Below are 22,686 nucleotides of genomic sequence, written 5' to 3' on the forward strand. Positions count from 1 at the left end.
CTTTAGATTCTTGTTTAAGCATGATCTCTTCGGAAAACCGCTTCGCACCTTTCCGGATCATGCTCTAGCTAGCGCGGCAGCAAATTGGTCTTGGCGAGATCGACCACCTCGTCGCCGCGGCCGCTCATCACGGCGCGCAGCACCCACAGGCTGAAGCCCTTCACCTGCTCCAGCGTAATGGTCGGCGGCATCGACAATTCCTGCGTCGCGGTCACGACGTCGAGCACCGCCGGGCCGTCATGCGCGAGCACGTTGCGGATCGCGCCCTCGAGCTCGCCGGGATCCTCCACCCTGACGCCGTGAATGCCCATCGCGCGGGCCATCGCCGCGAAATCAGGATTCTTGAGGTCGACCCCGGTCTCGATGAAGCCGGCGGCCTTCATCTCCAGCGCCACGAAGCCGAGCACGCTGTTGTTGAAGATCACGACCTTCAGCGGCAGCTTCGCTTGCGTCAGCGTGATCAGATCGCCCATCAGCATGGCAAAGCCACCGTCGCCGGACATCGACACCACCTGCCGGCCGGGCTGCGCCGCCTGCACGCCGATCGCCTGCGCCATTGCATTGGCCATCGAGCCATGGACCCAGGAGCCGATCAGCCGGCGGCGGCCGTTCATCTTCAGATAGCGCGCGGCCCAGATCGTCGGCGTGCCGACGTCGGCGGTGAACACCGCATCCTCGGTGGCCTGCTCGCTGAGCAGGCGCGCCAGATATTGCGGATGGATCGGCCTCGAGCCGGGCTTGCCGCGGGCCAGATCGTCGAGCCCGGCGCGGGCGTCCTTGTAATGCGCGAGGCTGGCGTCGAGGAACTTGCGGTCGGTCTTGACCGTGAGCTTCGGCAACAGCGCGGCGATGGTCTCGCCGACGTCGCCGACGATGCCGAGATCGAGCTTGCAGCGGCGGCCGAGATTTTCGGGACGGAGATCGACCTGGGCGATGCTGATGCCGGTCGGGAAGAACTGCTTGTAGGGAAAGTCGGTGCCCAGCATCAGCAGCACGTCGCAGCCATGCATCGCGGCGTAGCCGGAGGAGAAACCGATGAAACCGGTCATGCCGACGTCATACGGATTGTCGTACTCGACATATTCCTTGCCGCCGAGCGCGTGCACGATCGGGCTCTTCAGCGTCTCGGCGAGCTTGAGCAGGCCGTCATGGGCGCCGGCGCAGCCGCGGCCGCAGAACAGCGTGACGCGCTTGGCGCCGTCGAGCAGCGCCGCCAGCGCGTTCAATTCGGGTTCGGCCGGACGCACCACCGGTGCCGGCGGCAGCAGGCCGGCATTCGGCGCGATGTCGCGCTTCGGCGCCGGCCGCATCGCGACGTCGCCCGGCAGCACCAGCACGGCGACGCCGCGCTTGCCGACCGCGGCGCGGATCGCGTTCTCCAGCATGTAAGGCAGTTGCGACGGGTCCGACACCAATTCGCAATAATGGCTGCATTCGCGGAATAGATCCTGCGGATGGGTCTCCTGGAAATAGCCGCCGCCGATCTCGGCCGACGGGATCTGCGCCGCCAGCGCCAGCACCGGGGTGCGGCTGCGATGCGCGTCGAACAGGCCATTGATGAGATGGAGATTGCCCGGGCCGCAGGACCCCGCGCACACCGCAAGGCCTGCCGTGATCTGGGATTCGGCGGCGGCGGCGAAGGCGGCCACCTCCTCATGGCGCACATGCAGCCAGTCGATCGTGCCGCGCTTGCGCAACGCCTCGGTGAGGCCGTTGAGGCTGTCGCCGACGACACCGTAGATGCGCTTCACGCCGGCTTGGGCAAGGGTTTCAGCGATGAGGTCGGCGACGTTGTCGATCCGCATGGGGCTTATCCTTTGGGTGAGATCTGAAGAACCGCGCGGCCGCATGATGTTCGGCGCGATGGACCCGCGCAAGCCTTAGCCGATCACAGATTCGCGGGGGCGGTCTTGTCCTTTGCTGCTGCCGGTTGGACCAACTTGCCCGCCACCGCCTCGACCTCGGACGCCACAAGATCGGGCACAGCGTACTGCACCATATGACCAACGCCCGGCATCACGATGAGCTTGGCGTTCGGCGCCGTGGCTGCAAGCGGCCGCGAATGGATGCGGGTCGAGACCGTCTTGTCGACGTCGCCCGCAATGATTGTGACCTGTGCCTTGATCTCCGCGTAGCGCGGCGCCTGCTCGACGACGGCGGCCTTCAGCGTGACGAGGTCGCGTGCATTGGCGATGAACTCGCGCGGGCGCAGCAGGAGCAATGTCGCGCTGTCGCGGACGAAATCGTCCGGCATCTCTTGCGGCGCGAACACGCCGCGCGAGCCTGAATTGGCGACGAGATAACCGAGCGGCAGCGTGACCGTGTGCGCCAGCATCGGCCCGATCAGCGGCGTCGAAATCACGTCATTGTAGCGGCCGGCGCCGCCGCGCCACGGATAGGCGACGGGGGCGAGCAGCACGAGGCCCGCGACGCGGTCCGGATGATCGAGCGCAATGCGCAGGCCGAGCGCGCCGGCCCAGGAATGCGCCACCACGATCGCCCTGTCGATGCCGAGCCTGGTCAGCGCCTCCATGATCATCCGGCCCTGGACCGCGGGCGTCGAATCCGCGACGCGCTCGCGGGTGCTCCAGCCATGGCCCGGCCGGTCGATCAGGATCACCCGGCGCGTCCTTGCGATGCGATCGCCGAGCGGCTGCATCGCGCGGAGGTTGGAGCTCGCGCCATGCAGCAGCACGACCGGCGGCCCCGCGGCATCGCGCGGGCCGAGCTCGACGACATGCAGCCGCGCGCCGGCCACCTCGATCATGCGGCCCTGAGGCGGAAAGGCGCGCTGGATCAGCGTGACGCCGATTTGCGTTGCCAGGGCCAGCGCCAGCCCTGCGGCCGCCAGCGCGATGATCACGGTTAACATCGAGGGGATCCGAAGGGTGTTGGGCACCTGGTAACTACGAGGTACCTAAAACCAGGTTTCGCCCGATACTGGATTTGCGTCCTCCCGAGCATGCTTTTGTCCGGAAAGCCAATTGTCGATTTTCCCGGTCGCGCCCCGGCGCGGAGTTGTCCACAGCACGCCCAGCCTGTGGATAGCGGGTTCATACCGGCGTCATTAGTAATTTCATATAGTTTGGCGGTGGCAATTTCGCCATCAGGCGCGAGGCTTCATCCAAACCGGGACGCACCCGGAAACACTTCTTGGCTTGTGCACAAGATCCACAGGAACCTGCGTCCGCACGACGAGTTCAACGGGAAGTAATCGGAGGAGTACCATGATTTCCGACCCTAGCGATGCGGCCATCGATCAGATCGTGGCGAGCTGCAATGGCGACCTGCGCGGTGCGCTGAAGGCGCTGTTGCTCGTGAACGAGCACCTGGAAGCCGAGCTTCAGCAATTCTATGCTGCCGTGGCCGAGGACTGCGCGTCCCGCGGCAAATTCCTGCACTAGCCTCCTGCGCGGGACCGTATCGCGGGCAAGTCCCAGCTCGCGAGTCACGTGCCCATTCGCGGCCATCCGACCGCGATCGCGATCAATCGCACGCAATCAGATGTCGCGGCCTTCGACCTTCTCGGTCAGCTGCTTGACGATCTGCGGCACTTTCTCGAGGTAGGGATCGACAGCCAGCGCCTTGCGGAAGGCGTTCAGGGCGCGCTTTTCGTCGCCCATGTCCTGCATGATCATGCCGACGCCCGCCAGCGCGCCGAAATGGCGGGGCTCACGGGTCAGCACCTGCTGCAGGTCTGCGAGCGAACGGACGTAGTCGTTCTTCAAATAGTAGATCGTCGCACGCCGGTTCCAGGCCTCGACATAGTCGGGCCGGAGCTTGATCACCGCGTCCAGCAGCTGCAGCGCGACATCGATGTTCTGGGCGTCGATCGCGGCCTTGGCGCGCACCATCAGTAGCGCCGCGGTATCGCTCGGGGTTTGCAGCCACAGCGCCCAGATCCGCGCCTCGACATGGCGGGCACTGTCCTCATCGGGCGCGGCCTTCAGCGCGCCGAACAGGAAATCCAGCCCGCGGGTGCGGTCGGCCGGCACCTTCGGCAGCTTGGTCGGCGCTTCCGGCAGTTTCTTCTGGGCCCGCGGCGGCGGGACCACCCGGGGATCGTCCTGCGCGGCGGCCGCGCCAGGCAAAGTCAAAACAGGTCCGGCCAGAAGCGCGGCGATCAAGATCGCCAGCCGGCGGTTGGGGGGGCCAAAGAAGTTTAATCCCATGACCGAAGTCTAGACGCACAACGCCGCACTGCAAAGCAGCACGGCGTCAAAGACCTGTGAAAGAGATGTGTTGGATCAGCGCAGCGGGCAGATCCGCGCCGAAATCAACCCTGGCGCGCCTTGAAACGGCGCTGGACCTTGTTGATCACGTAGACGCGGCCCTTGCGGCGGACCAGACGGTTGTTGCGATGGCGGCCGCGCAGCGACTTCAGCGAGTTACGGACCTTCATGGGACAATCCTGTTACTTCGAAAGGCCCGTGTTGGAGGCCGTGCCTGATCAATGCCGAAAGGTGGCAAAATGGGATCTATCCCGACAAGCGGCCAACCGCCCGGGACGGCCGCCTTCTAAGCCATCGGACCGTTAAATGTCAACCGAGACGGGCCGATTTTCGGCCCGTGCCCGGCATGGAACGGGCTTTTGGCTCCCAGCCATGCCATTGAGATCGCTTTGGAAACGGCGGCAAGCGCGATTATCCTGTACCGCGATCCCGTCCGCCGTCACATCATGTCTGCAGCGGCGCGAGAGCGAATCGTGCGTTCGCACCCGGCTGAAGCCCACCGCACGCCACCGACCGGACCGGACCGGACCGGACCGGGAGTTTGCGGCTGCGACCCAACCTCGCACATCCGGCCTTCCCAAACACCAGCGCGCTTGCGAAAATCGTTATATCCTATAATTATTTTCCATCGCCAACAAACCGGCCGCCGGGGAAACCGCAATGCCCAAGCTCAAACTGCCCGACATCGAAAAGGTCACAGCGATCGACATCCACACCCATGCCGAGGAGCCGTGCGGCATGCATGGCGACGACGGCTATGACGACTTCCAGGCGCAGATGGCCGATTACTTCAAATCGCCGCACAAGCATCCGCCGACCGTGCCGGAGACCGCGGCCTACTACCGCGCCAAGAACATCGCCGCGGTGATCTTCCCGGTCGATGCCGAGCGCGAGACCGGCTTCCGCCGCTATAAAAATGAAGAGATGCTGGAGATTGCCTCCGATCATCTCGACGTCTTGATCCCGTTCGTCTCGATCGACCCGCACAAGGGCAAGCTCGGCGTCCGCGAGGCGCGCAAGCTGATCGAGGAATACGGCGTCCGCGGCTTCAAATTCCATCCGACCATGCAGGGCTTCTACGCCAACGACCGCATGGCCTATCCGCTCTATGAGGCGATCAATGAGGGCGGCGCGATCGCGCTGTTCCACACCGGCCAGACCGGCGTCGGCTCGGGCATGCCAGGCGGCATGGGAATGCGGCTGAAATATTCCAACCCGATGTACATGGACGACGTCGCGGCCGACTTCCCCGACCTCAAGATCATCCTCGCGCATCCTTCCTTCCCCTGGCAGGAAGAGGCGCTGTCGGTCGCGACCCACAAGCCGAACGTCTATATCGACCTCTCCGGCTGGTCGCCGAAATATTTCCCGCCGATCCTGGTGCGCTACATCAACTCGATCCTGCAGGACAAGATGCTGTTCGGCTCCGACTGGCCTGTCATCACGCCGGACCGCTGGCTCGCCGATTTTGCAAAACTCGACATCCGCGAGGAGATCCGCCCCAAAGTCCTGAAGGCCAACGCGCGGAAGATTTTGGGCATCTAAGGGAGTATCATCGGCCGCATGCTTGCGGGGCGGCCGATGACGAACTGCGCCGGACTTGCCACCGTCCTCGCCGTGCTCCTGATCGGAAGCGCGGGCGGCAAGCCTGCGGCGACAGCCGAAGCGCCTTCCGTGCTGGTCGAGTTCGAAAGCCCGCTTGCGAGCGCGCAGCCGCTGCAGGGCCTGTTGCGGCGGCCGGAGCGACCGGGTCTCCTGCCCGCCGTGGTGTTGCTGCACGGCTGCAGCGGGCAGTGGCGGGAACTCGACGAGCGCTGGGGCAAACGGCTCGCAGCCTGGGGCTATGTCACGCTCACCGTGGACCGGTTCGGCCCGCGCGGCATCAGCGACACCTGCTCCGGCGGTGTCCCGGCCGCAACGGTTCACGACGCCTATCGCGCGCTGAGCTTCCTGAGCCGGCAATCCCTGGTCGATCCGGCACGCATTGCCGTGATCGGCTTTTCGCAAGGTGGCTGGCTCGCATTGTTGTCGGTCGAGCGCGGCGCAATCGAGGTCAACGCGACGGAAAAATTCCGCGCCGCCGTCGCCTTCTATCCGCGCTGCCTCGGCATCAAGGGCGACATGACCGTGCCGACCCTGATCATGGTCGGCGAACTCGACGACTGGACGCCGGCGCAAGAGTGCCGGAACCTGGCGGAAGGCCGCGACGATGACGGCATCTCGCGCCAGCAGGGCCTCGGCTATCCGATCGAGCTGATCGTCTATCCCGGCGCCCATCACGATTTTGACGTGCCGCAATATCGCACGCCGGGGCGGCTGCTCGGTCATCACCTCGAATTCAACGCGCAGGTCCTCGATCAGTCCATCGACGCTCTCAGGAAATTCCTGTATGCGACCATTGGCGGACAAGAGAAAACCCAATGACCATCAAGGCAATCGTGTTCGACGCCTACGGCACGCTCTACGACGTCCAGTCGGTGGCCGATGTCACCGAGGATGCGTTCCCCGGTTATGGCGACATCATCACGCAGATCTGGCGCCTCAAGCAGCTCGAATATTCCTGGCTGCGCTCGCTGATGCGGCGCTACCAGGATTTCGCTGCCGTCACCCGCGACTCGCTCGCCTACACGCTGCGCTGCCTCGGCCTGCAGTATGACGAAGCGACCTTTGCCCGCATCATCGACAAGTATCAGCATCTCGCGCTGTATCCGGATGCGGTCGCAGCCCTCGAGGCGATGAAGGACAAGAAGCTCGCGATCCTCTCCAACGGCAGCCCCGACATGCTGAATGCGCTGGCGCGCAATTCCGGGCTCGACCGCCTGCTCGATGCGACCATCAGCGTCGATGCCCACAAGGTGTTCAAGCCGGCGCCCGAGGCCTACACGCTGATCGAGGAGGTGCTGAACGTGCCACCCGCGGAAGTGCTGTTCATTTCCTCCAATCCGTGGGACGCCTGCGGCGCCAAATCGTTCGGCCTCACCGTTGCCTGGATCGAACGGGTGACGCCGGAAGCGATGGCGCTCGCCTGCGTCGAGAGCGAGACGGTCGCCCCATTGACGATGTTCAAGGCGCTGCGTACCCAGATGGACGAGCTCGGCGTCGTGCCCAATCACCGGATCCATGGTCTCTCCGAACTCCCTGCCCTGGTGTCTGCAAGGTCCTGAACCGTATGAGTCTCGCCTCCGTCCGCGCCTTCTTCGCCGAGAAGGCGCCCGAAATTCCCGTGATCGAATCCACCCAGAGCTCCGCGACCGTCGTGCTGGCGGCGGAGGCCTATGGCGTCGAGCCGGCGCGGATCGCCAAGACGCTGAGCCTGCGCGTCGGCGACCGCGTGGTGCTGATCGTCGCCAGCGGCACGGCGCGGATGGACAACAAGAAGGTGAAGGCGGCGTTCGGCGGCAAGCCGAAGATGCTCGGCCTCGACGAGGTCGCCGAGATCACCGGCCACGAGGTCGGCGGCGTCTGCCCGTTCGGGCTGAAGACGCCGCTGCCGGTCTATTGCGATGTGTCGTTGAAGGCATTCGACGTCGTGGTGCCGGCCGCAGGCTCGACCCGCAGCGCGGTGCGCATCACGCCCGAGCGGATGGCGGAGCTGACCGCGGCCGAATGGGTCGACGTCTGCGAAGTCCGGTCCCAGACAGAAGTCACTGCCTAAAGCGCGATGAGGTTAAATAGAAGCCCCGACGGGGCTGCGACTCCCTCTCCCGCTTGCGGGGGAGGGCTGGGGTGGGGCTCTCTCCACGAGTCACATTGTGGAGAGAGCCCCCACCCGCATCGCATCTCCGATGCGATGCGACCTCCCCCGCAAGCGGGAGAGGTGAAGCCAGTCTGCCGCAAGGTCGATTCGACCTGACTTCATCAGGCTAGCCGCTAATCCTCATCGTAGTCGGGCGACGGCCGCGGCGGCGCGAGCGGGGCCGGCTGCATCTGCTGCGGCGCGCGTTGCCGCTGTTGCATCTGCGGCTGCGGTGCGCGCCCCTGGGTCTGCGCCTGCTGCGCATTGGACTCGAACACCGCGCGGCAGGAACTGCCAAGCAGCGCCGTGTTCTGCCGCAGGCATGCGACGATCCGGTTGGTGTCGGGAATCTGATCGCTGCACAGGCGCATCACGTCCGGCGTGCACGCCATCTGCTGTTCCCAGGTGCCACGATACTCCTGCGACGACGCAGGCCCCGCAGCGCCGAGGCCGCCGATCGCAATCGCTATGCTCAGGACAATCCGCTCCGTCTGCATGCCAAATGCCCTTGTTTGATTTGATCCGCGCACGCGCGGGTTCCGCGCGGCGATTTGCCTGAAATTGGCAAATGAATGCGGCCAAGGATCGTTCTCGCAGACAACTAAATGTGAAGGCAAGGGAGCCAGGTTCCCTACTCGACCTTGCCGATCTTCTTCACCGCTGCAATCAACCGCGCGCTGTCGTCTGCAACAAATTTTGAAAACTCCGGCGCGTCCAGATAGGCGACCGGACTGCCCGCGGTCTCGAAGGTCTTGATCACCTCCGGCGCCTTGACCGCGTCGGCCATCGCCGCGCGCAGCCGCGTCATGATCGGCGTCGGCAGCGCGGCCTGCGCGAACAATCCCGCCCAGATGTAGAACTCGACGTCCTTGTAGCCGAGCTCCTTGAAGGTCGGCAGATCGGGGAAACTCGCGATCCGCCCGGCGCCCCAATTGGCGAGCACGCGCATCTTGCCGTCTTCGACCTGCTGCTTGAGCGTGCCCGGCGCCGACGCCAACGCCTGCACGGTGCCCGAGAGCAGCGCGGTGAGCGCGGGACCTGCGCCACGGAACGGCACATGCAGCAATTTGATTCCTGCGTTCGCCGCGAACATCTCCATCGCGACATGCAGCGTGCCGTAGGGGCCGGACGAGCCATAGGGGATCTGTCCCGGGCGCTTCTTCGCGTCGTCGACGAACTCCTGCAGCGTTGTCCACGGCGCCGAGGCCGGCACGGCCAACAGCGTCGGGTCCGCAAGCACACGCGCGACCGGCGCGAACTGCGACACTTCGTAGGCAACCGGACGATCGAAAAGCCGGTCGGCCTCCGGCAGCACCGCAAGCGAGGACAAGGTCATCAACAGCGTATAGCCGTCCGCCTCGGCGCGCGCGGCCTGCGCATTGCCGATCGATCCGCCCGCTCCGCCGGCGCGATTGTCAACGATGACAGGCTTGCCGAGGATCCGCTCGAGCGCCAGCGCCACCGGACGCGCCGCGAGATCGGCCTGGCCGCCGGCCGGAAACGGCACGATCATCGTGATGTTGCGGCTGGGATAGGCGGCTTGCGCGAAGGCGGAATTGGCGAGCGCAGTGTGCGCGAGCGGCAAAGCTGCAGCGGCGCGCAGGAGTTCGCGGCGGTTCATCGAGAGTTTCTCCCCGGTCGTCTTTTTTGGCGATCGCAGCCGATCGCGATGCCGCGGTCAAAGCCGCGGCTGGTCGCATCGTGCAGGAGCGGGACGCCGATCTCAAGCGTCCCGCTTGCCGCATCCGATGCGGCCTGACCGACGAGGAGGATCAGGCCTGGTGCTAGGTGACTTTACTTCGAATCGAGCAGCGGACTCCGCTTCACCTCGCCCCGCGTACGGGGAGAGGTCGGAACGCATCGCTAGATGCGTTCCGGGTGAGGGGGAGTCTCCGCGAACGCAGCTATCGCCGCGTATGTGGAGATAGCCCCTCACCCCGACCCTCTCCCCGTAAGAACGGGGAGAGGGAGCATCGCGACCGTCGCCGCCGAACCAATCTCATCCAACTCGCATATGGGCAGCGGCCAGGTCGAAACGCTGTGGTCGAAGCTGAAGGATACGACGGCGGCCTGCATGCAGGACGGCGCGAAAACCCTGGCCCGGGTCTGGGAGGCCGCCTGGCGCGCCGGCGCCGGCGAGGACCGCGGGCAGGGCGGCAAGTTCGACCAGGACAGCTTGAGCAAGCTCTACAACGGATCCCCGATGCCAGGACCAGCGAGTCGCGGAGATTGCGCCGGGCGGAACGCCGACCGGGCGCGACGCCGCGGTCGCCGTGGTCGCGCTGATGCAGCGAACCGTGAAGCGGCTGCCGCCGATGACCATCGTCAACCTGTTGGGCGGCGGCGTACTCGACCATCTCGTCGAAGATCTGCCAGACCCGGAACGGCAAGGCACCGCGCCGGTCCTCGCCGATCCCCTGGTAATAGTCGTTCCAGACCTTCGGATCGACGTTGCGCGTGGACTCGGCGCAAAGATCGAGCAACGTCTTGCCGTCGCTGCCCGGCTTGTCCATGTCGGCGAAATGGTTGCTCTCGTCGGTGTGCCGGGTGAAGCGCCAGACCAGGTCGGCGACGTCGGCCAGCGGCGAGAACGTGCCTTTCTGATGCGGCTTGAGGTCCTGCAGCAGCTTGTCGTCGAGGCCGATATTGTCGGAGTTGGCTTCCATCATGGTGGCGAGCTTGGAAAGCTTCGCATCGATCAGGCCGGTCGCGTAGGCGCCGATCTTGACGTGTCCCCATTCGCCCCAATACTCGGTATGACCGGCGTTCCAATCGCCGATCAGCTCGACGTCGAGCTCGCGGCACAGTGTTGCCATGCAGATGCCGAGCGCGACCTGCATCGGGACCTTGCCGCCCGATCCGAACAATTCCTGGCCGCCCCATTCCAGCGCCACAGGGCTGAGGATGCGCGCGCCGCCGGCGTTCTTCTTGGCGTCCGGATCGTCGAGAAACCAGACCGTGCCGGAGTCGCCGGGATAGTTGTTGAGCGGCGTGTCGCCGTCGCGCGGACCGATCACGAAATCGCTGACATACTCCAGGCCGCCGACGGTCTTGTAGCGATAGAACAGGCCAAGGATCTTGCCCTTCATCAAGCCGCTGGTCGCACCGAAGGCAATCAGCGGCTGGTCGATGATGTCGAGACGGAAAGTGCCGACATTGAGATCGACAACGTCGCCGACCTGGCCGACGCCGTAAACCTGCGCGGTCCAGCCCTTGACGTCATCGACGCGGATCAGTCCGGCATCGAGATTGGCCACCACGCGCGAGCCGGGCCAGCCGGGATAGACCTCGCTGAAGGCGCGCTTGCCGAGTTGCAGCGTATCGCTGACTCCGAGACGCCGATCCGTGTTCTTGAAGCCGGCAAAGATCTCGCGTCCGGCCGCGCCGACCACGTGACGGTTGGACAACGCAAACACCGTCTCGCCATTGGTGACCAGACAGCCGATCGAACCGCGATGGATCTTGCCCTGGATCGTGGTTTGAACCGGAAAGCCGCCGCCGACCAGATCGCTCTTGAACACCGGCGGGTCGACGGTGCCGGGGCTTTCCTCGTTCGGATCGACCTTGACCACGCAGGTGGGCACGACACGACCATCAGGCAGATACAGGAACGGCGGCACCAGCTGATCCTGCTTCTCCGGATGGTTCTTCAGCTCCGAGCGCTTCATCCAGTCGCGGACAAAGACCAGGATGCAGGGCCACGACCAGTCCTTGACCGACGAATTGAACAGCGTGCGCGGTCCGAGCGCCTGCGGTTTGGAGTGGGCCTTTCTTTCCGTCGCGTTGCGATCGTTGTCGCGGATCAGATAGCGGCCGATCGCAGTGGCGTAGACCGACTGCAGATGGGCGAGATGCACGTGATAGGCCTCGCGGGCATCGAGCAGGTCCTTCACCGACAATGACGTGAAATCATGCTTGGTCAGGTCAATCATCTGGTTCCTCCGAAAATGCGCTTTGTGGCAGCACCGGCTCAGGACGCAGAAATAGACGATCGCAGCCGCCCGCGATCGTGGGTTAGTTCACACAAGTTATACAATTTAAAAGGGATGACACGAATGTGACGGGTCACACGGCCTTCGGCCGGTCCGCCTGCGGAGTTCTATTTCCGCTGAGCGTGCCGCTCTATTTCCGCTGAGCGCGGCCCTCTATTTCCGCTGGGCGCGGCTCTCTATTTGCGCTGCGCGCGCCCTTTGGCGAAATGCCGGGCGAGGAAATCCGCCAGCACCTCGACACGGGCGGGCCGCGGGCCGCCGGGCGGGGTGACGAGATGCACGGCGCCTTCCGGCTGCTTCCAGCCCTTCAGGATCACCTCGACCTCGCCGCTTGCGATCGCATCGCCGACGATGAAGTCGGGCAGATCGGCGATGCCGAGCCCGGCCAGCAGCGCCGGCATCACAGCCTCGCCATTGTTGACCCTGAGCTGGCCGGCGGGACGCACGCTCGCCTGCTCGCCCGACGCGTTGGTGTAGTGCCAGACGCCCTGGGTCGAGAGATAGGCGTAGCCGAAGCATTTGTGCTCGGCGAGATGCATCGGATGGGTCGGCCGGCCATGGCGCTTCAGATAGGACGGTGCGGCCACCGTGTAGCGCGGCATGCCGCACAGCCGCCGCGCGATCAGCGACGAATCCGGCAGCCGCGCGATGCGCAGGCCGGCGTCAAAGCCCTCGCCGATCAGATCGACCGTCGCGTCGCTGAGATGCAGGTCGATCGCGACCTCCGGATAGGCCTCCATGAACTCGGGCAGCAGCGGCGCCACCGTCTTGATGCCAAAGCTCATCGGCACCGCGAGCCGCACCAGGCCGCGCGGCGTGGTCGATTGCGCCAGCGCCTCGTTCTCGGCGGCCTCGCCATCGGCCAACAGCCGCGCGGCGCGCTCCGACAATTTCTGGCCGGCATCGGTCAGCGCCAGCCGCCGCGAGGTGCGGTTGAACAGCCGCGCGCCGAGCCGCTCCTCCAGCCGGCTGACCGCCTTGGACACCGTCGCCTTGGACAACGAGAGCTCGGTCGCGGCCGCCGCAAACGACCGTAACTCCACGACTTTTGCGAAAATCGCGATCGCCTCGAAGTCCGGAAGTTTCGCCATGGGCCGCTGTCCTGATTGCTCAATAATAGAAACAATGAGTTTCAATAGTTTCTATTTATATACCACAGCTGGAGGCATATCCAAGTGCCATCAAATTCAACCGCACTTCAATCGATGGAGAAATCCAATGACCAAGAAGCTCTCGGGCAAGGTTGCCCTCGTCACCGGCGGTTCGCGCGGCATCGGCGCAGCCAGCGCCCGCGCGCTCGCCGCGGAAGGCGCCAACGTCGCGATCAGCTACGTCGCCTCTCCCGAGAAGGCCGAGGCCGTCGTCACTGAACTGAAAGCCAAGGGCATCAACGCCCGCGCCTACAAGGCCGACCAGGCCTCGTCATCCGATGTCGACCGGCTGGTGAAGACCGTCGCCAAGGATTTTGGCCGGCTCGACATCCTCGTCAACAATGCCGGCGTCGCATCCGGCGGTGCGGTCGACGATCCCAAGGCCGATACCACCACGCTCGCCCGCCAGGAAGCGATCAACATCGACGGCGTCATCACCGCGATCCGCGCCGCCTCGAAGCTGATGGGTGAAGGCGGCCGCATCGTCACCGTCGGCTCCATGCTGGCCGACCGCGCCTCGTCCCCGGGCCTTGCCGACTACGTCGCCACCAAGGCGGCCGTCGTTGGCTACACCAAGGGCGCGGCGCGCGACCTCGGACCGCGCGGCATCACCGTGAATGTGGTGCAGCCCGGCTCGATCGACACCGACATGAACCCGAAGGACGGCGGCGAGTTTGCCGAGACGCAACGCTTGCAGCATGCGCTGCAACGCTTCGGGCGGCCGGAGGAAGTCGCGGCCGGCGTCGTGTTCCTTGCGAGCCCGGACGCCTCGTTCGTGACCGGCACCGTGCTCAACGTCGACGGCGGCTTCGGCGCCTGATCGCAGAATTTTCTGGAGACGCCGGGTGAAGCCCACCCGGCCGCTCCGCAACATCGAAAATCAAAGAGGAATAACCATGATCGAACTGAGACCATTTGCTGAGCTTGGCGGTGCCGACCACGGTTGGCTGAAGGCGAAGCATCACTTCTCGTTTGCGAGCTACTACGATCCCGACAATGTGAGCCACGGCGCGCTCCGGGTGTGGAACGATGACGAGATCGCACCCAACTCCGGCTTCCCGGCGCATCCGCATGCCAACATGGAGATCATCACCTATGTCCGCGAAGGCGCGATCACGCACCAGGACTCGCTCGGCAACAAGGGACGCACCGAAGCCGGTGACGTTCAGGTGATGAGCGCCGGCAGCGGCATCCGCCACTCCGAGTACAATCTGGAACCGTCGAAGACCAAGATCTTCCAGATCTGGATCGAGCCGACGACGAAGGGCGGCCATCCGACCTGGGGCTCAAAGCCGTTCCCGAAGGCGGACCGCTCGGGCAAGCTCGTCACCATCGCCTCCGGTATTGACGGCGACAACGACGCGCTCCCCATCCGCGCCAACGCGCGGGTGCTCGCCACCACGCTGAAGGCCGGCGAGAGCGCGGAATATTCCGCCGACAAGGCCCGTCACCTCTACCTGGTGCCGGCGGCCGGCAGCATCGAGGTCAACGGCGTCCGCGTCAATGCACGCGACGGTGCCGCGATCCGCGACGAGGCCAAGCTGAAGATCACCGCGCTCGAAGATGCCGAGCTGGTGCTGGTCGACGCCGCCTGATCACCACTCACCCATGCGCGGACGGGTGTCCGCGCATGCCCCTCCCCCAAACCAACTCCCCGATCCTCAACCTAAAAGGAGGCCATCATGGCCAAGGTTCTCGTCCTCTATTACTCCGCCTACGGTCACATCGAAGCCATGGCGAATGCCGTCGCGGAAGGCGCGCGCGAAGCCGGCGCCACCGTCGACATCAAGCGCGTGCCCGAGCTCGTGCCGGCCGAAGTCGCGAAAGCCTCGTACTACAAGCTCGACCAGGCCGCGCCGGTCGCAGAGATCAACGATCTCGCCAACTACGATGCGATCATCGTGGGCACCGGCACCCGCTTCGGCCGAATGGCCTCGCAGATGGCCAACTTCCTCGACCAGGCCGGCGGGCTGTGGCTCAAGGGCGCGCTGAACGGCAAGGTCGGTGGCGCCTTCACCTCGAGCGCGACCCAGCATGGCGGCCAGGAGACCACGCTGTTCTCGATCATCACCAACCTCCTGCATTTCGGCATGACGGTGATCGGATTGAACTACGGTTTCGCGGGTCAGATGAAGCTCGACGAGGTCACCGGCGGCGCGCCCTACGGCGCCACCACCATCACCGGCGGCGACGGCAGCCGCCAGCCGAGCGAGAATGAGCTCGCCGGCGCACGCTACCAGGGCCGCGCGATCGCGGAGGCTGCCAGGAAACTGCACGGCTAAGCTCCACGGCCAAGCCTCACGGTTGGGTTTCACGCCTGGCTGGAGGGCTATGCGATAGGGCGGCAGTCGCTGAAGATTGCCGCCCTATCTGCTGCTTTTGGAAGCGATGATTCCCGAGGTCATCGGGACTATTTTCGTGATATGCCGCAAGGCTTCTTGTCGGCGCAGCCCTGGGGTTTGCCATGACCAACACACAGAAGACCCGCTGGCCGGAACTGCCGACCGCGGCGTGGCGCGACAGCTGCGCTACGGTCCAGCTCTTCACCCAGATCGCCGGCAAGATCCGGCTGGCGAAATCGCCCTGGCTCAATCACTCCTGGCACGTCACGCTCTATGTCACGGCGCGCGGGCTGACGACCTCGCCGATCCCCGACGGCGACCGCACGTTCCAGATCGACTTCGATTTTATCAATCACATGCTCCGCATCTCGACCAGCGACGGTACCGAGCGGCAATTCGCGCTGGCCGGTCAATCGGTCGCGAGCTTCTACGCGGCGACCACGACCAATCTGAAGGACCTGGGAATCGACGTCGTCATTGACGAGATACCGAACGAAGTCGCCGACCCGATCCGCTTTTCTCAGGATACGCAGCATGCCTCGTACGACGCGGATGCCGTGCGCCGCTTTCACCAGATCCTTGTGAACTGCGACCGCGTGTTCAAGCAATTCCGGACCGGCTTTCTCGGCAAGGCGAGCCCGGTGCACTTCTTCTGGGGCAGCTTTGATCTCGCGGTGACGCGCTTCTCCGGCAGGACGGCACCGCGGCATCCCGGCGGTGTGCCGCATTTACCCGACGAGGTGGCGCACGAAGCCTATTCGCACGAAGTGAGCAGCGCCGGCTTCTGGCCAGGCGGCGGCGCAGTCGATTATCCCGCATTCTATTCCTACGCCTATCCGGAACCCGCGGGCTATCGCAGCACGCCGGTGCGGCCCGACGCTGCATTCTTCAGCGAGGCACTCGGCGAATTCATCCTGCCCTATGATTCCGTGCGGACGGCTGCAGATCCGGACAAGGCGCTGCTCGAATTCCTGCAATCGAGCTATGAGGCGGCGGCCATCAACGCCAACTGGGACCGTGCTGCACTGGAATGCGCACAGGGCCAGCCGGGCGTGGTCAGGGGGGCCTAGCGCTGGCGCGCCGCACCAGTGGCTCAGTCCTCTTCGCGCGACGGCATCGACTTGCCGAGCGCCTCTTTCAGCCGTGCTGAGAGTTTTGGATAGTGACGCACCGCCAGCACGGCACGGTCACGCAGCGCCTGGGGTTGTCCGCGCCAGCTCAAGGCGGCACCAAGATCGACCAGCGGCGTACGCTGCGGTCCGAACCGCCGCTTGTAGCTGTAATTGCCGACCGAGAACTCGAACTCGCGCACGCCGTCTTTGTGCAGCGCCTCGATGGTGCGATCGATGATCAGCCGACCCGGCGAGCACATCGACCACTTCTCGCCCGCATTGCTGATGCGGATCATGATGTAGCGCGAGCCGGTGCGGATACCGAGCAGCGTCGCCACCACCTCGTCGCGCGTCGTGAGCGCAGTCATCAGCGCATAGCCGCGGCCAGCGCCCTCGCGCACGAGGTCGCGATAGAAGGCGGTGGTGTCCGCATTGTCGAGCACGTAATTGAGCCCAAGGCCCAGCAGCCGATCGCCCTGCTGCGCCTCCGTGACCGAAAGAAGCTGCAATGCCGCGTCGGTGTCGGCAGCGAATCTGAAGGCCGCGGACGGTTCACGCGTGAACACGCGCCAGCTCCGTTCCAGCTCCTTGCGGACCTTGCGGTCCAGCTCGTAGCGCCAGGCGTTGTGGTCGTCGCCGATGGTCAGCAGATTGCCATTGACGAGCGACGGCCCGACGCCATCGAGCAACGCCAGCGGATTGGATCGCGCCGCGAGCCTGACCGGCATCTTGCGAAAACGAATGAGGTCGGCACCGCCCTGCACCTTGCGGAGCGCCGCCTTCAGGTCGCGCCAGAACTGCCTCGCGGCGACGTCGTCGCGAGGGGCGGCCGGGCCGAGCAACGGCGCGTTGAAATCGGTGAGGTTCAGATCGGCGAATTCGATGATGCGGAGGCTGGCGTGGCGGTGACGGATCAGCGGCAGCAGCGCGGCGCGCTCGCCGGTCGCAGCATCGCTGACGATGGCGATCAGCGGCTCGACGCCGTCGGTCGTGGCAAAGGCCCGGTACCACGACGTGTACCATTGCGGATGCTGGAACGCGGTGAGCGGATCGAATGCCCCCCAACGGGCGGCGGCCTGCGCCCAATCGTCAACCAGCTCGACGCGATAGCCGACCGCATAGGAGGAGACCCGCGCCCCGGATTTCTCAACCGCCGTCGTCAATACTGTCATTCCAGCACCTGCTTCCGGCGCAACGTTGTTACGCCGCTTCCAACGCCGCCTTGGGCAGGTCGACGATCTTGCCGAGATCGCGCTCGTCGAGACGGAAATCGATCTGGCGGCGCACGGCACGTTCGCGCTTCACCCATTTGCCGTCGCGCAACAGCTTCTGCATCACCTGCTTGGCGAAGAAAGTGGGACCGCGGATGCTGCGGCTGCGCGGCGCGTAACCGAAGCGATGACGCAGCATGCCGTTGGCCAGATGCAGTATCTGGGCACGGCGGATGTCGTCGTTCACATAGGAGATCGTCATCGAGATGTTGACGGTGTCGAGGTTCTCGACGCGGTGCGGCGCATTGAGCGGCCAGTTCAGCATCTGGCCGGGTTCGAGATCGATCACCTGCGCGTGCCAGTCGTACCAGGGCTCATAGGGGATATCGACCTCGACATCGAACAGCGCGATGTTCTCAAGATGCTCGGGCCGGATGAACGGCTGCGTGTTGGGATAGACGTAGACCCGCTTGCGGCCGGCGATCTGCACCAGGCCCTGCCCCGGCAGATCGGCGTGATAATAGACCTGCGCGTCGGGCGACGAAATCAGGATGCCGGCCTGGTGCGTCGGCGCGTCGAAACCCGGGACCTTGGCGGCGATCTCGCCGAACATCCGCTCGATCATGTCGCGATAGCGGTGATCGACCGCGGTGACGTTGCGCAGGTTCAGCCACAGGCCGCCGCGCGAGATCGCCTCGATCACCTGCTGGCCGCGCAGCCTGCCGATCTCGCCCTCGCGCCAGACGCGGCTCGATCCCCTGGCGCCGGTCTTGACCAGGCTGTAATGCTCGCGCGGATAGTGCTCGATCAATTTCGCCAGATCGTCCATCGAGAACGCCGGCTGCTTGTGCATGGTGTGCTCGAGCCGGATCGGCTGATGGCTCCAGAGCTTGGAATGGTTGTCATCCCAGTTCGTGAAGATCTTGCCCGTCGTCATGGTCGCACTCCTGGCTGCTGCACCGTTTCGCTTCATCCGATGTCCCGTTCCGGGACGCGCCGGCAGCTCTTGAGCGGGAATTGGCAAGAAGGATGCCGTCGCGTATGTCCGCGCGGTTACCCGAAGCTAATGTCTCGCCGATATGGCTAACCGCGATTTTTCCGGAGCCGGCCGCCAAGGCCGACAGCACTGAATGGCCGAAAAACCCCGATATCGCGCGCTGTTTCTCGGCGCCGGACCGCAGATGCACTGCGGCGTCGGGCAATTCACCCGCCTGCTGCAGCAGACGATCGAGAAGATCGAGCCCGGCGCTAGCACGGCGTTAACCCTGACCCAGACCGACGGCAGGATCGCGGAGACCTGGCGCGCGGTCGGCAGCGCCGACAGCGTGGTCTGCAACTTCCCGATCGTGGCCTGGAAGCGGGTGATCCTGCGGCCGCTGCTCGCGCTGCTGTTCGCCCGGCTGCGCCGCCGCAAGGTCGTCCTGATCCAGCACGAATGGGCCGGCCTCAACGGCATCAGGCGGCTGACCTATATCCCGGCATTGTGGCTCGCCAATACCATCGTGATGTTCTCGCCGCTGGTGCGCCGCGAGCTCGCCGACGATCCGATCATGCGCGGCATGGTGCGGAAATGCGTGCTGGCGCCGCTGCCGCCGAACATCGCAGCGCCGGCGGACACCGCGGATTCGATGTTGCTGCAGCGGCTGGTCGCGGCACGCGGCGACGGCCAGCTCGTCATCGGGCATTTCGGCTCGATCTATCCCGGCAAGCAGCCCAACGGGTTGCTCGAGATCGGCGCGATCCTGAAGCAGCGGGGCTTACGGCCGCTGATCGTCTATGTCGGCTCCTTCATCCGCGGCGTCGAAAATATCGAGCAGAAATTCCACGTCCGCGTTGCCGAACTGGGCCTGAAGAGCGACGTCATCGTCTCCGGCTACGTCGCGTCCGATCTCGAGGTGTTCGGCCTGCTCAGCGAGATCGACGTGTTCTGCTACTCCCTGGACGAGGGCCTAAGCGCGCGGCGGTCGAGCATTCTGGCCTGCGTGCAGTCGGGCCGGCCGCTGATCGTCACCGGCCCGGCACTGCCGGACGAGTTCGATCACCATCCACGCTTCAAGGAGCTGATCGACCGCGGCGCGATCCTTTTGGTGCCGCGCGACGCCGACAGCGCGGCCTATGCCGACCAGATCGTCGCGTCGCTGAAGCGGCCGACCACGCAGGTGCCGTTCGATTTCGAGGGCTGGTGGACGGACGTCGCCAACGCGGTCCGCGCGCAGCTCTAGGTTCGCATCCGGAACCGGGCGAGATAATGCAGCCCGAACACCGCGATCAGAAACGTGACCCAGATCGTATCGGCGCGATCGAGGAAGAAGCTCTCCATCGACGACAGATAGAGGCCGAACAGCCAGATGCGCAGGAACAGCATCGTCAGCGGCGCATCATTGCCGCCGAGATCCGCGGCCTGGAAGTCGCGCAGCGGCTTGATGACGACGGCCGCGATCAGCAGCCCGAGACCCGGCAGTCCGGTTCCGAGCGCGGTGTCGAGATAGCCATTGTGGCTGTGCGAGGCGTAGCCCGCCCACTCCTTGCCTTCCTGCAGGTTCTGGATCGCGTTGCTGCCCCAGAACGACTCGAAACCATAGCCGGTCCACAGCCGCTGGTGCAGCGAATCGAGCGCGAACGCCCAGATGTCGGCACGGCCGGTGAAGGAGGTGTCGAGCGGCATCCGGTCGGCGATCGCAGCCAGCGTATCGCTCATGACAGTGCCGACGCTGAACAGATTGAGCAGCACCAGCGGCGTCAACAGCAGCAGCGCGCGCCCCCAGAGCGAGTGGATCACCGGCAGCAGCGCGGTCAGCAGCAGTACCGCGACGCACAACACGATCGCGCTCTTGCCGGCGGTGAAGAACAGGAAGATCGCGGCAAGCACGGCGACGGCGATGCCCGACAGCCAGCCGCCGGCGCGCATCAAATAGATGCCGAGAAAGATCAGCATCGCCATCATTGCGGCGGCGACGTTCTTGTGGCCGAACGCGCCGCGCCAATTGCCGGCGAGTGCCGGCTCCTGCGGGTCGGTGGCCTGGTGGATCGACAGATGCGGCGCCAGGAAGACGCCGAGATAGCAGGTGATGAGCAGCACCAGCGCGGCGATGCCAAACCAGCGCATCAATTCGCTCTGCGACTTCGGCAGCAGCAGCAACGTCGCCGTCACCACGATGACGAACACCGAGAGCGCCAGCCGGCGCAGCGAGGTGGCCGGATCGAACGACAGCACGACGGTGACGCAGATCCAGCCCGCGAACAGCAGGAAGGCCGGCGTCAGCAGCGACTTCAACGCCGGCAGATTGTCGCGCAGGGTCAGCGCCAGCATCGCGACCATCAGCACGCCGAACAGGCCGTAGAGAAACGCTTCCTTGCCCGAAGTCACCTCGCCGACATAGAAGCCAGAGAGATCGGCGAACGGACGCAGCGAGATCCAGACCAGCAGCAGAATGCCGATGAAGAACGCGCAGCGCACGATATCCATCACCGGCCGGCGCGCGATGTCGGCGATCAGCGCCCGGCTTTCGGCGGTGGCGGACAAATCGCTCACGACGCGATCTTGGAGGCCGCGTAGGGCTGCGGCTCGATGCCGAGCACCGCAAGCGCGCTGCCGATGGCGACCACCATCGGGTGCATGGCGATCACGGCCTGATGCTCGCGCAGCACGATGCGCGCGAAGCGATACAGCGAGAATGGCACGAGGCCGAACATCTTGGCCTTCACGGCGGCGCGCGACCACACCGTCTGCGCCGCCTTGCGCTCGATATGATAGTTGATCGCACCGATCCGCAAGCCCCGCCGCACGATCCAGCCGAGATTGGTCCGGGTCGAGGGCACGGTCTCGCTGATTGTGGCCTCCGTCACCCAGAAGAAGCGGAAGCCCGCGCGGCGCGCCCGCGCGAAGAAATCGTGGTCGCCGCCGCCGAGGAAGTTGAAGCGCAGGTCGAAGGCAGGACTGCCGAGCCGCTCGAACACCACGCGCCGGATCAGGCAGTTGCCGCAGCCATAGATCACCGGGACCGGGCCGCTCGCAAGATAGGCCGGCGCGAATGCCGGATGGCGCTTGAGCCCGCCCTTGTGCTTGTCGTCGAAGTCAGGCCACACCGGCCCGCCGATGATGTCGGCGCCGGAGGTCTCGGCCGCCTGCACCATCCGCTCCAGCCAATCCGGCGCGGCGACCTCGTCGTCGTCGATCATCAGGAAATTCCTGGCGTTCGGGAAGGTCTCGAGCGCGGTCTCGAACGCCGCGTTGATCGCCTGGCAATTGCCCTGCCGGGGCTCGACGATGCAGATGCCGCTGAGACGCCCGGAGTTGAGGAATTCGGCCGCAACCGGCGCGCTTTCGCATCGTGCGGCATCGTTCTCGACCACGACGACCGCGAAGCCGCGTTCGGTGCGCTGCGCCGCGACGGATGCCAGCGTCAGCCGCAGGTGCTTCGGTCGGCGGAAGCTCGGAATGCAGATGACGGTTTCGACGGAGCAATCTAGCGCGGGCGAGGCAGTGACCCAGGCGCGTTCCACGGCGGCAAGCTCTGTCGACATCTCGATGCCCTCCTGGCAATCGCGATCCGCAAAGCGCGCATCATCCCGGCACGGATCGGAATGGGACATCGCCGTCCCAAAGTGACCGACACTGGCGGCAATACGGTCGCGGATCGAACGTTACGGCGACCTCATGGCAAAATCCGCTCCACAAGCGAGGCGCGTTACCGCGACTTCGTCACAAGGTTAATTTGAAGTCTAATGAAGCAATTTACGCGAGGAGACGGCCGCGCGAGAGCCATGGCTCGCGATCGCGGCTACGCCGTTAGCGAGTCCTTATGGTTAAGGGCGCGACGCGCGGGCGAGGCGCGCTTCAAGTCTCCGGCTGGCATCCAATTTGCTGATGAACCTATAAGTCGTCCATCGATCCGACCGCGGCAACGATA

Annotated in this window: 22 protein-coding genes; 10 read left to right on the plus strand and 12 right to left on the minus strand. The window is 65.0% G+C overall.

Annotated elements, in window-relative coordinates; all coding sequences use genetic code 11:
• Nucleotides 1-68: 68 nt before the first annotated feature.
• Together poxB and WDM24_RS34500 are read right to left on the minus strand one after the other, a co-directional pair.
• The gene (gene poxB / locus WDM24_RS34495) at nt 69-1,805 is read right to left on the minus strand and encodes a ubiquinone-dependent pyruvate dehydrogenase (RefSeq protein WP_338828936.1); all 1,737 of its coding nucleotides are present in this window, start codon (nt 1,803-1,805) and stop codon (nt 69-71) included.
• 83 nt (nt 1,806-1,888) lie between these two features.
• The gene (locus WDM24_RS34500) at nt 1,889-2,872 is read right to left on the minus strand and encodes an alpha/beta hydrolase (RefSeq protein WP_338691901.1); all 984 of its coding nucleotides are present in this window, start codon (nt 2,870-2,872) and stop codon (nt 1,889-1,891) included.
• A 355-nt stretch (nt 2,873-3,227) separates the two neighbouring features.
• Here WDM24_RS34500 and WDM24_RS34505 point away from each other — a divergent pair, with 355 nt between their 5' ends.
• A complete protein-coding gene (locus WDM24_RS34505; RefSeq protein ID WP_165126306.1) occupies nt 3,228-3,404 on the plus strand; it encodes a hypothetical protein in 177 nt (58 codons plus the stop codon).
• A gap of 96 nt (nt 3,405-3,500) precedes the next feature.
• Here the strand turns inward: WDM24_RS34505 and WDM24_RS34510 are convergent, their stop codons facing one another.
• Nucleotides 3,501-4,172 carry a tetratricopeptide repeat protein gene (locus tag WDM24_RS34510; protein WP_338691903.1) on the minus strand — a complete coding sequence of 224 codons (672 nt, stop codon included), beginning with the start codon at nt 4,170-4,172 and terminating at the stop codon, nt 3,501-3,503.
• A gap of 104 nt (nt 4,173-4,276) precedes the next feature.
• Nucleotides 4,277-4,402 carry a type B 50S ribosomal protein L36 gene (ykgO, locus tag WDM24_RS34515; RefSeq protein WP_002718645.1) on the minus strand — a complete coding sequence of 42 codons (126 nt, stop codon included), beginning with the start codon at nt 4,400-4,402 and terminating at the stop codon, nt 4,277-4,279.
• 490 nt (nt 4,403-4,892) lie between these two features.
• Here ykgO and WDM24_RS34520 point away from each other — a divergent pair, with 490 nt between their 5' ends.
• From WDM24_RS34520 to WDM24_RS34535, 4 genes are read left to right on the plus strand one after another with little or no spacing between them, the layout of a single operon-like run.
• Entirely contained in the window at nt 4,893-5,777 is an 885-nt protein-coding gene (locus WDM24_RS34520; protein ID WP_029079264.1) for an amidohydrolase family protein, read from the plus strand.
• 36 nt (nt 5,778-5,813) lie between these two features.
• Nucleotides 5,814-6,656, plus strand: coding sequence for a dienelactone hydrolase family protein (locus WDM24_RS34525; RefSeq protein WP_338828937.1), 843 nt, complete (start codon nt 5,814-5,816; stop codon nt 6,654-6,656).
• On the plus strand, nt 6,653-7,396 hold the full coding sequence (locus WDM24_RS34530) for a haloacid dehalogenase type II (RefSeq protein WP_338828938.1): 744 nt from the start codon (nt 6,653-6,655) through the stop codon (nt 7,394-7,396). Before WDM24_RS34525 ends, WDM24_RS34530 begins: the two co-directional genes overlap by 4 nt.
• Before the next feature lie 5 nt (nt 7,397-7,401).
• Nucleotides 7,402-7,887 (plus strand): YbaK/EbsC family protein, encoded by a 486-nt coding sequence (locus tag WDM24_RS34535; protein ID WP_338828939.1) that lies wholly within the window; start codon nt 7,402-7,404, stop codon nt 7,885-7,887.
• Between the two features lie 215 nt (nt 7,888-8,102).
• On the opposite strand, the gene WDM24_RS34540 is transcribed toward WDM24_RS34535, so the two are convergent.
• The 4 genes from WDM24_RS34540 to WDM24_RS34555 all read right to left on the minus strand — a co-directional run bounded on the left by WDM24_RS34540 (nt 8,103) and on the right by WDM24_RS34555 (nt 13,051).
• A complete protein-coding gene (locus tag WDM24_RS34540; protein ID WP_166298796.1) occupies nt 8,103-8,465 on the minus strand; it encodes a hypothetical protein in 363 nt (120 codons plus the stop codon).
• 134 nt (nt 8,466-8,599) lie between these two features.
• Complete coding sequence (locus tag WDM24_RS34545; protein WP_338828940.1) at nt 8,600-9,589, minus strand: tripartite tricarboxylate transporter substrate binding protein; 990 nt, start codon at nt 9,587-9,589, stop codon at nt 8,600-8,602.
• Nucleotides 9,590-9,872: 283 nt separating this feature from the next.
• Entirely contained in the window at nt 9,873-11,900 is a 2,028-nt protein-coding gene (locus WDM24_RS34550; protein WP_338828941.1) for a hypothetical protein, read from the minus strand.
• 236 nt (nt 11,901-12,136) lie between these two features.
• Nucleotides 12,137-13,051: a LysR family transcriptional regulator gene (locus WDM24_RS34555; RefSeq protein WP_338828943.1), complete on the minus strand. Its 915-nt coding sequence runs from the start codon at nt 13,049-13,051 to the stop codon at nt 12,137-12,139.
• A gap of 127 nt (nt 13,052-13,178) precedes the next feature.
• On the opposite strand from WDM24_RS34555, the gene WDM24_RS34560 reads away from it, so the two are divergent.
• The 4 genes from WDM24_RS34560 (at nt 13,179) to WDM24_RS34575 (ending at nt 16,523) form a co-directional block, all read left to right on the plus strand.
• Nucleotides 13,179-13,931 carry an SDR family NAD(P)-dependent oxidoreductase gene (locus tag WDM24_RS34560; RefSeq protein ID WP_338828944.1) on the plus strand — a complete coding sequence of 251 codons (753 nt, stop codon included), beginning with the start codon at nt 13,179-13,181 and terminating at the stop codon, nt 13,929-13,931.
• A 76-nt stretch (nt 13,932-14,007) separates the two neighbouring features.
• Entirely contained in the window at nt 14,008-14,706 is a 699-nt protein-coding gene (locus WDM24_RS34565) for a pirin family protein (RefSeq protein ID WP_338691907.1), read from the plus strand.
• Between the two features lie 87 nt (nt 14,707-14,793).
• On the plus strand, nt 14,794-15,393 hold the full coding sequence (wrbA, locus tag WDM24_RS34570; RefSeq protein WP_338691908.1) for an NAD(P)H:quinone oxidoreductase: 600 nt from the start codon (nt 14,794-14,796) through the stop codon (nt 15,391-15,393).
• Between the two features lie 182 nt (nt 15,394-15,575).
• Nucleotides 15,576-16,523 (plus strand): DUF5996 family protein, encoded by a 948-nt coding sequence (locus WDM24_RS34575; RefSeq protein ID WP_338828945.1) that lies wholly within the window; start codon nt 15,576-15,578, stop codon nt 16,521-16,523.
• Between the two features lie 23 nt (nt 16,524-16,546).
• Here the strand turns inward: WDM24_RS34575 and WDM24_RS34580 are convergent, their stop codons facing one another.
• On the minus strand, nt 16,547-17,737 hold the full coding sequence (locus WDM24_RS34580; RefSeq protein WP_338828946.1) for a GNAT family N-acetyltransferase: 1,191 nt from the start codon (nt 17,735-17,737) through the stop codon (nt 16,547-16,549).
• A 28-nt stretch (nt 17,738-17,765) separates the two neighbouring features.
• Nucleotides 17,766-18,713, minus strand: a complete 948-nt coding sequence (locus WDM24_RS34585) for a cupin-like domain-containing protein (RefSeq protein ID WP_338828947.1) — start codon at nt 18,711-18,713, stop codon at nt 17,766-17,768.
• Between the two features lie 193 nt (nt 18,714-18,906).
• On the opposite strand from WDM24_RS34585, the gene WDM24_RS34590 reads away from it, so the two are divergent.
• Nucleotides 18,907-19,998, plus strand: coding sequence for a hypothetical protein (locus tag WDM24_RS34590; protein ID WP_338828948.1), 1,092 nt, complete (start codon nt 18,907-18,909; stop codon nt 19,996-19,998).
• On the opposite strand, the gene WDM24_RS34595 is transcribed toward WDM24_RS34590, so the two are convergent.
• On the minus strand, nt 19,995-21,308 hold the full coding sequence (locus tag WDM24_RS34595) for an O-antigen ligase (protein WP_338828949.1): 1,314 nt from the start codon (nt 21,306-21,308) through the stop codon (nt 19,995-19,997). The genes WDM24_RS34590 and WDM24_RS34595 overlap by 4 nt on opposite strands.
• Nucleotides 21,305-22,300, minus strand: a complete 996-nt coding sequence (locus WDM24_RS34600; RefSeq protein WP_338828950.1) for a glycosyltransferase family 2 protein — start codon at nt 22,298-22,300, stop codon at nt 21,305-21,307. Before WDM24_RS34600 ends, WDM24_RS34595 begins: the two co-directional genes overlap by 4 nt.
• Nucleotides 22,301-22,686 lie beyond the last annotated feature (386 nt).

The sequence above is a fragment of the Bradyrhizobium sp. 27S5 genome (assembly GCF_037217225.1).
Taxonomy (GTDB): domain Bacteria; phylum Pseudomonadota; class Alphaproteobacteria; order Rhizobiales; family Xanthobacteraceae; genus Bradyrhizobium; species Bradyrhizobium septentrionale.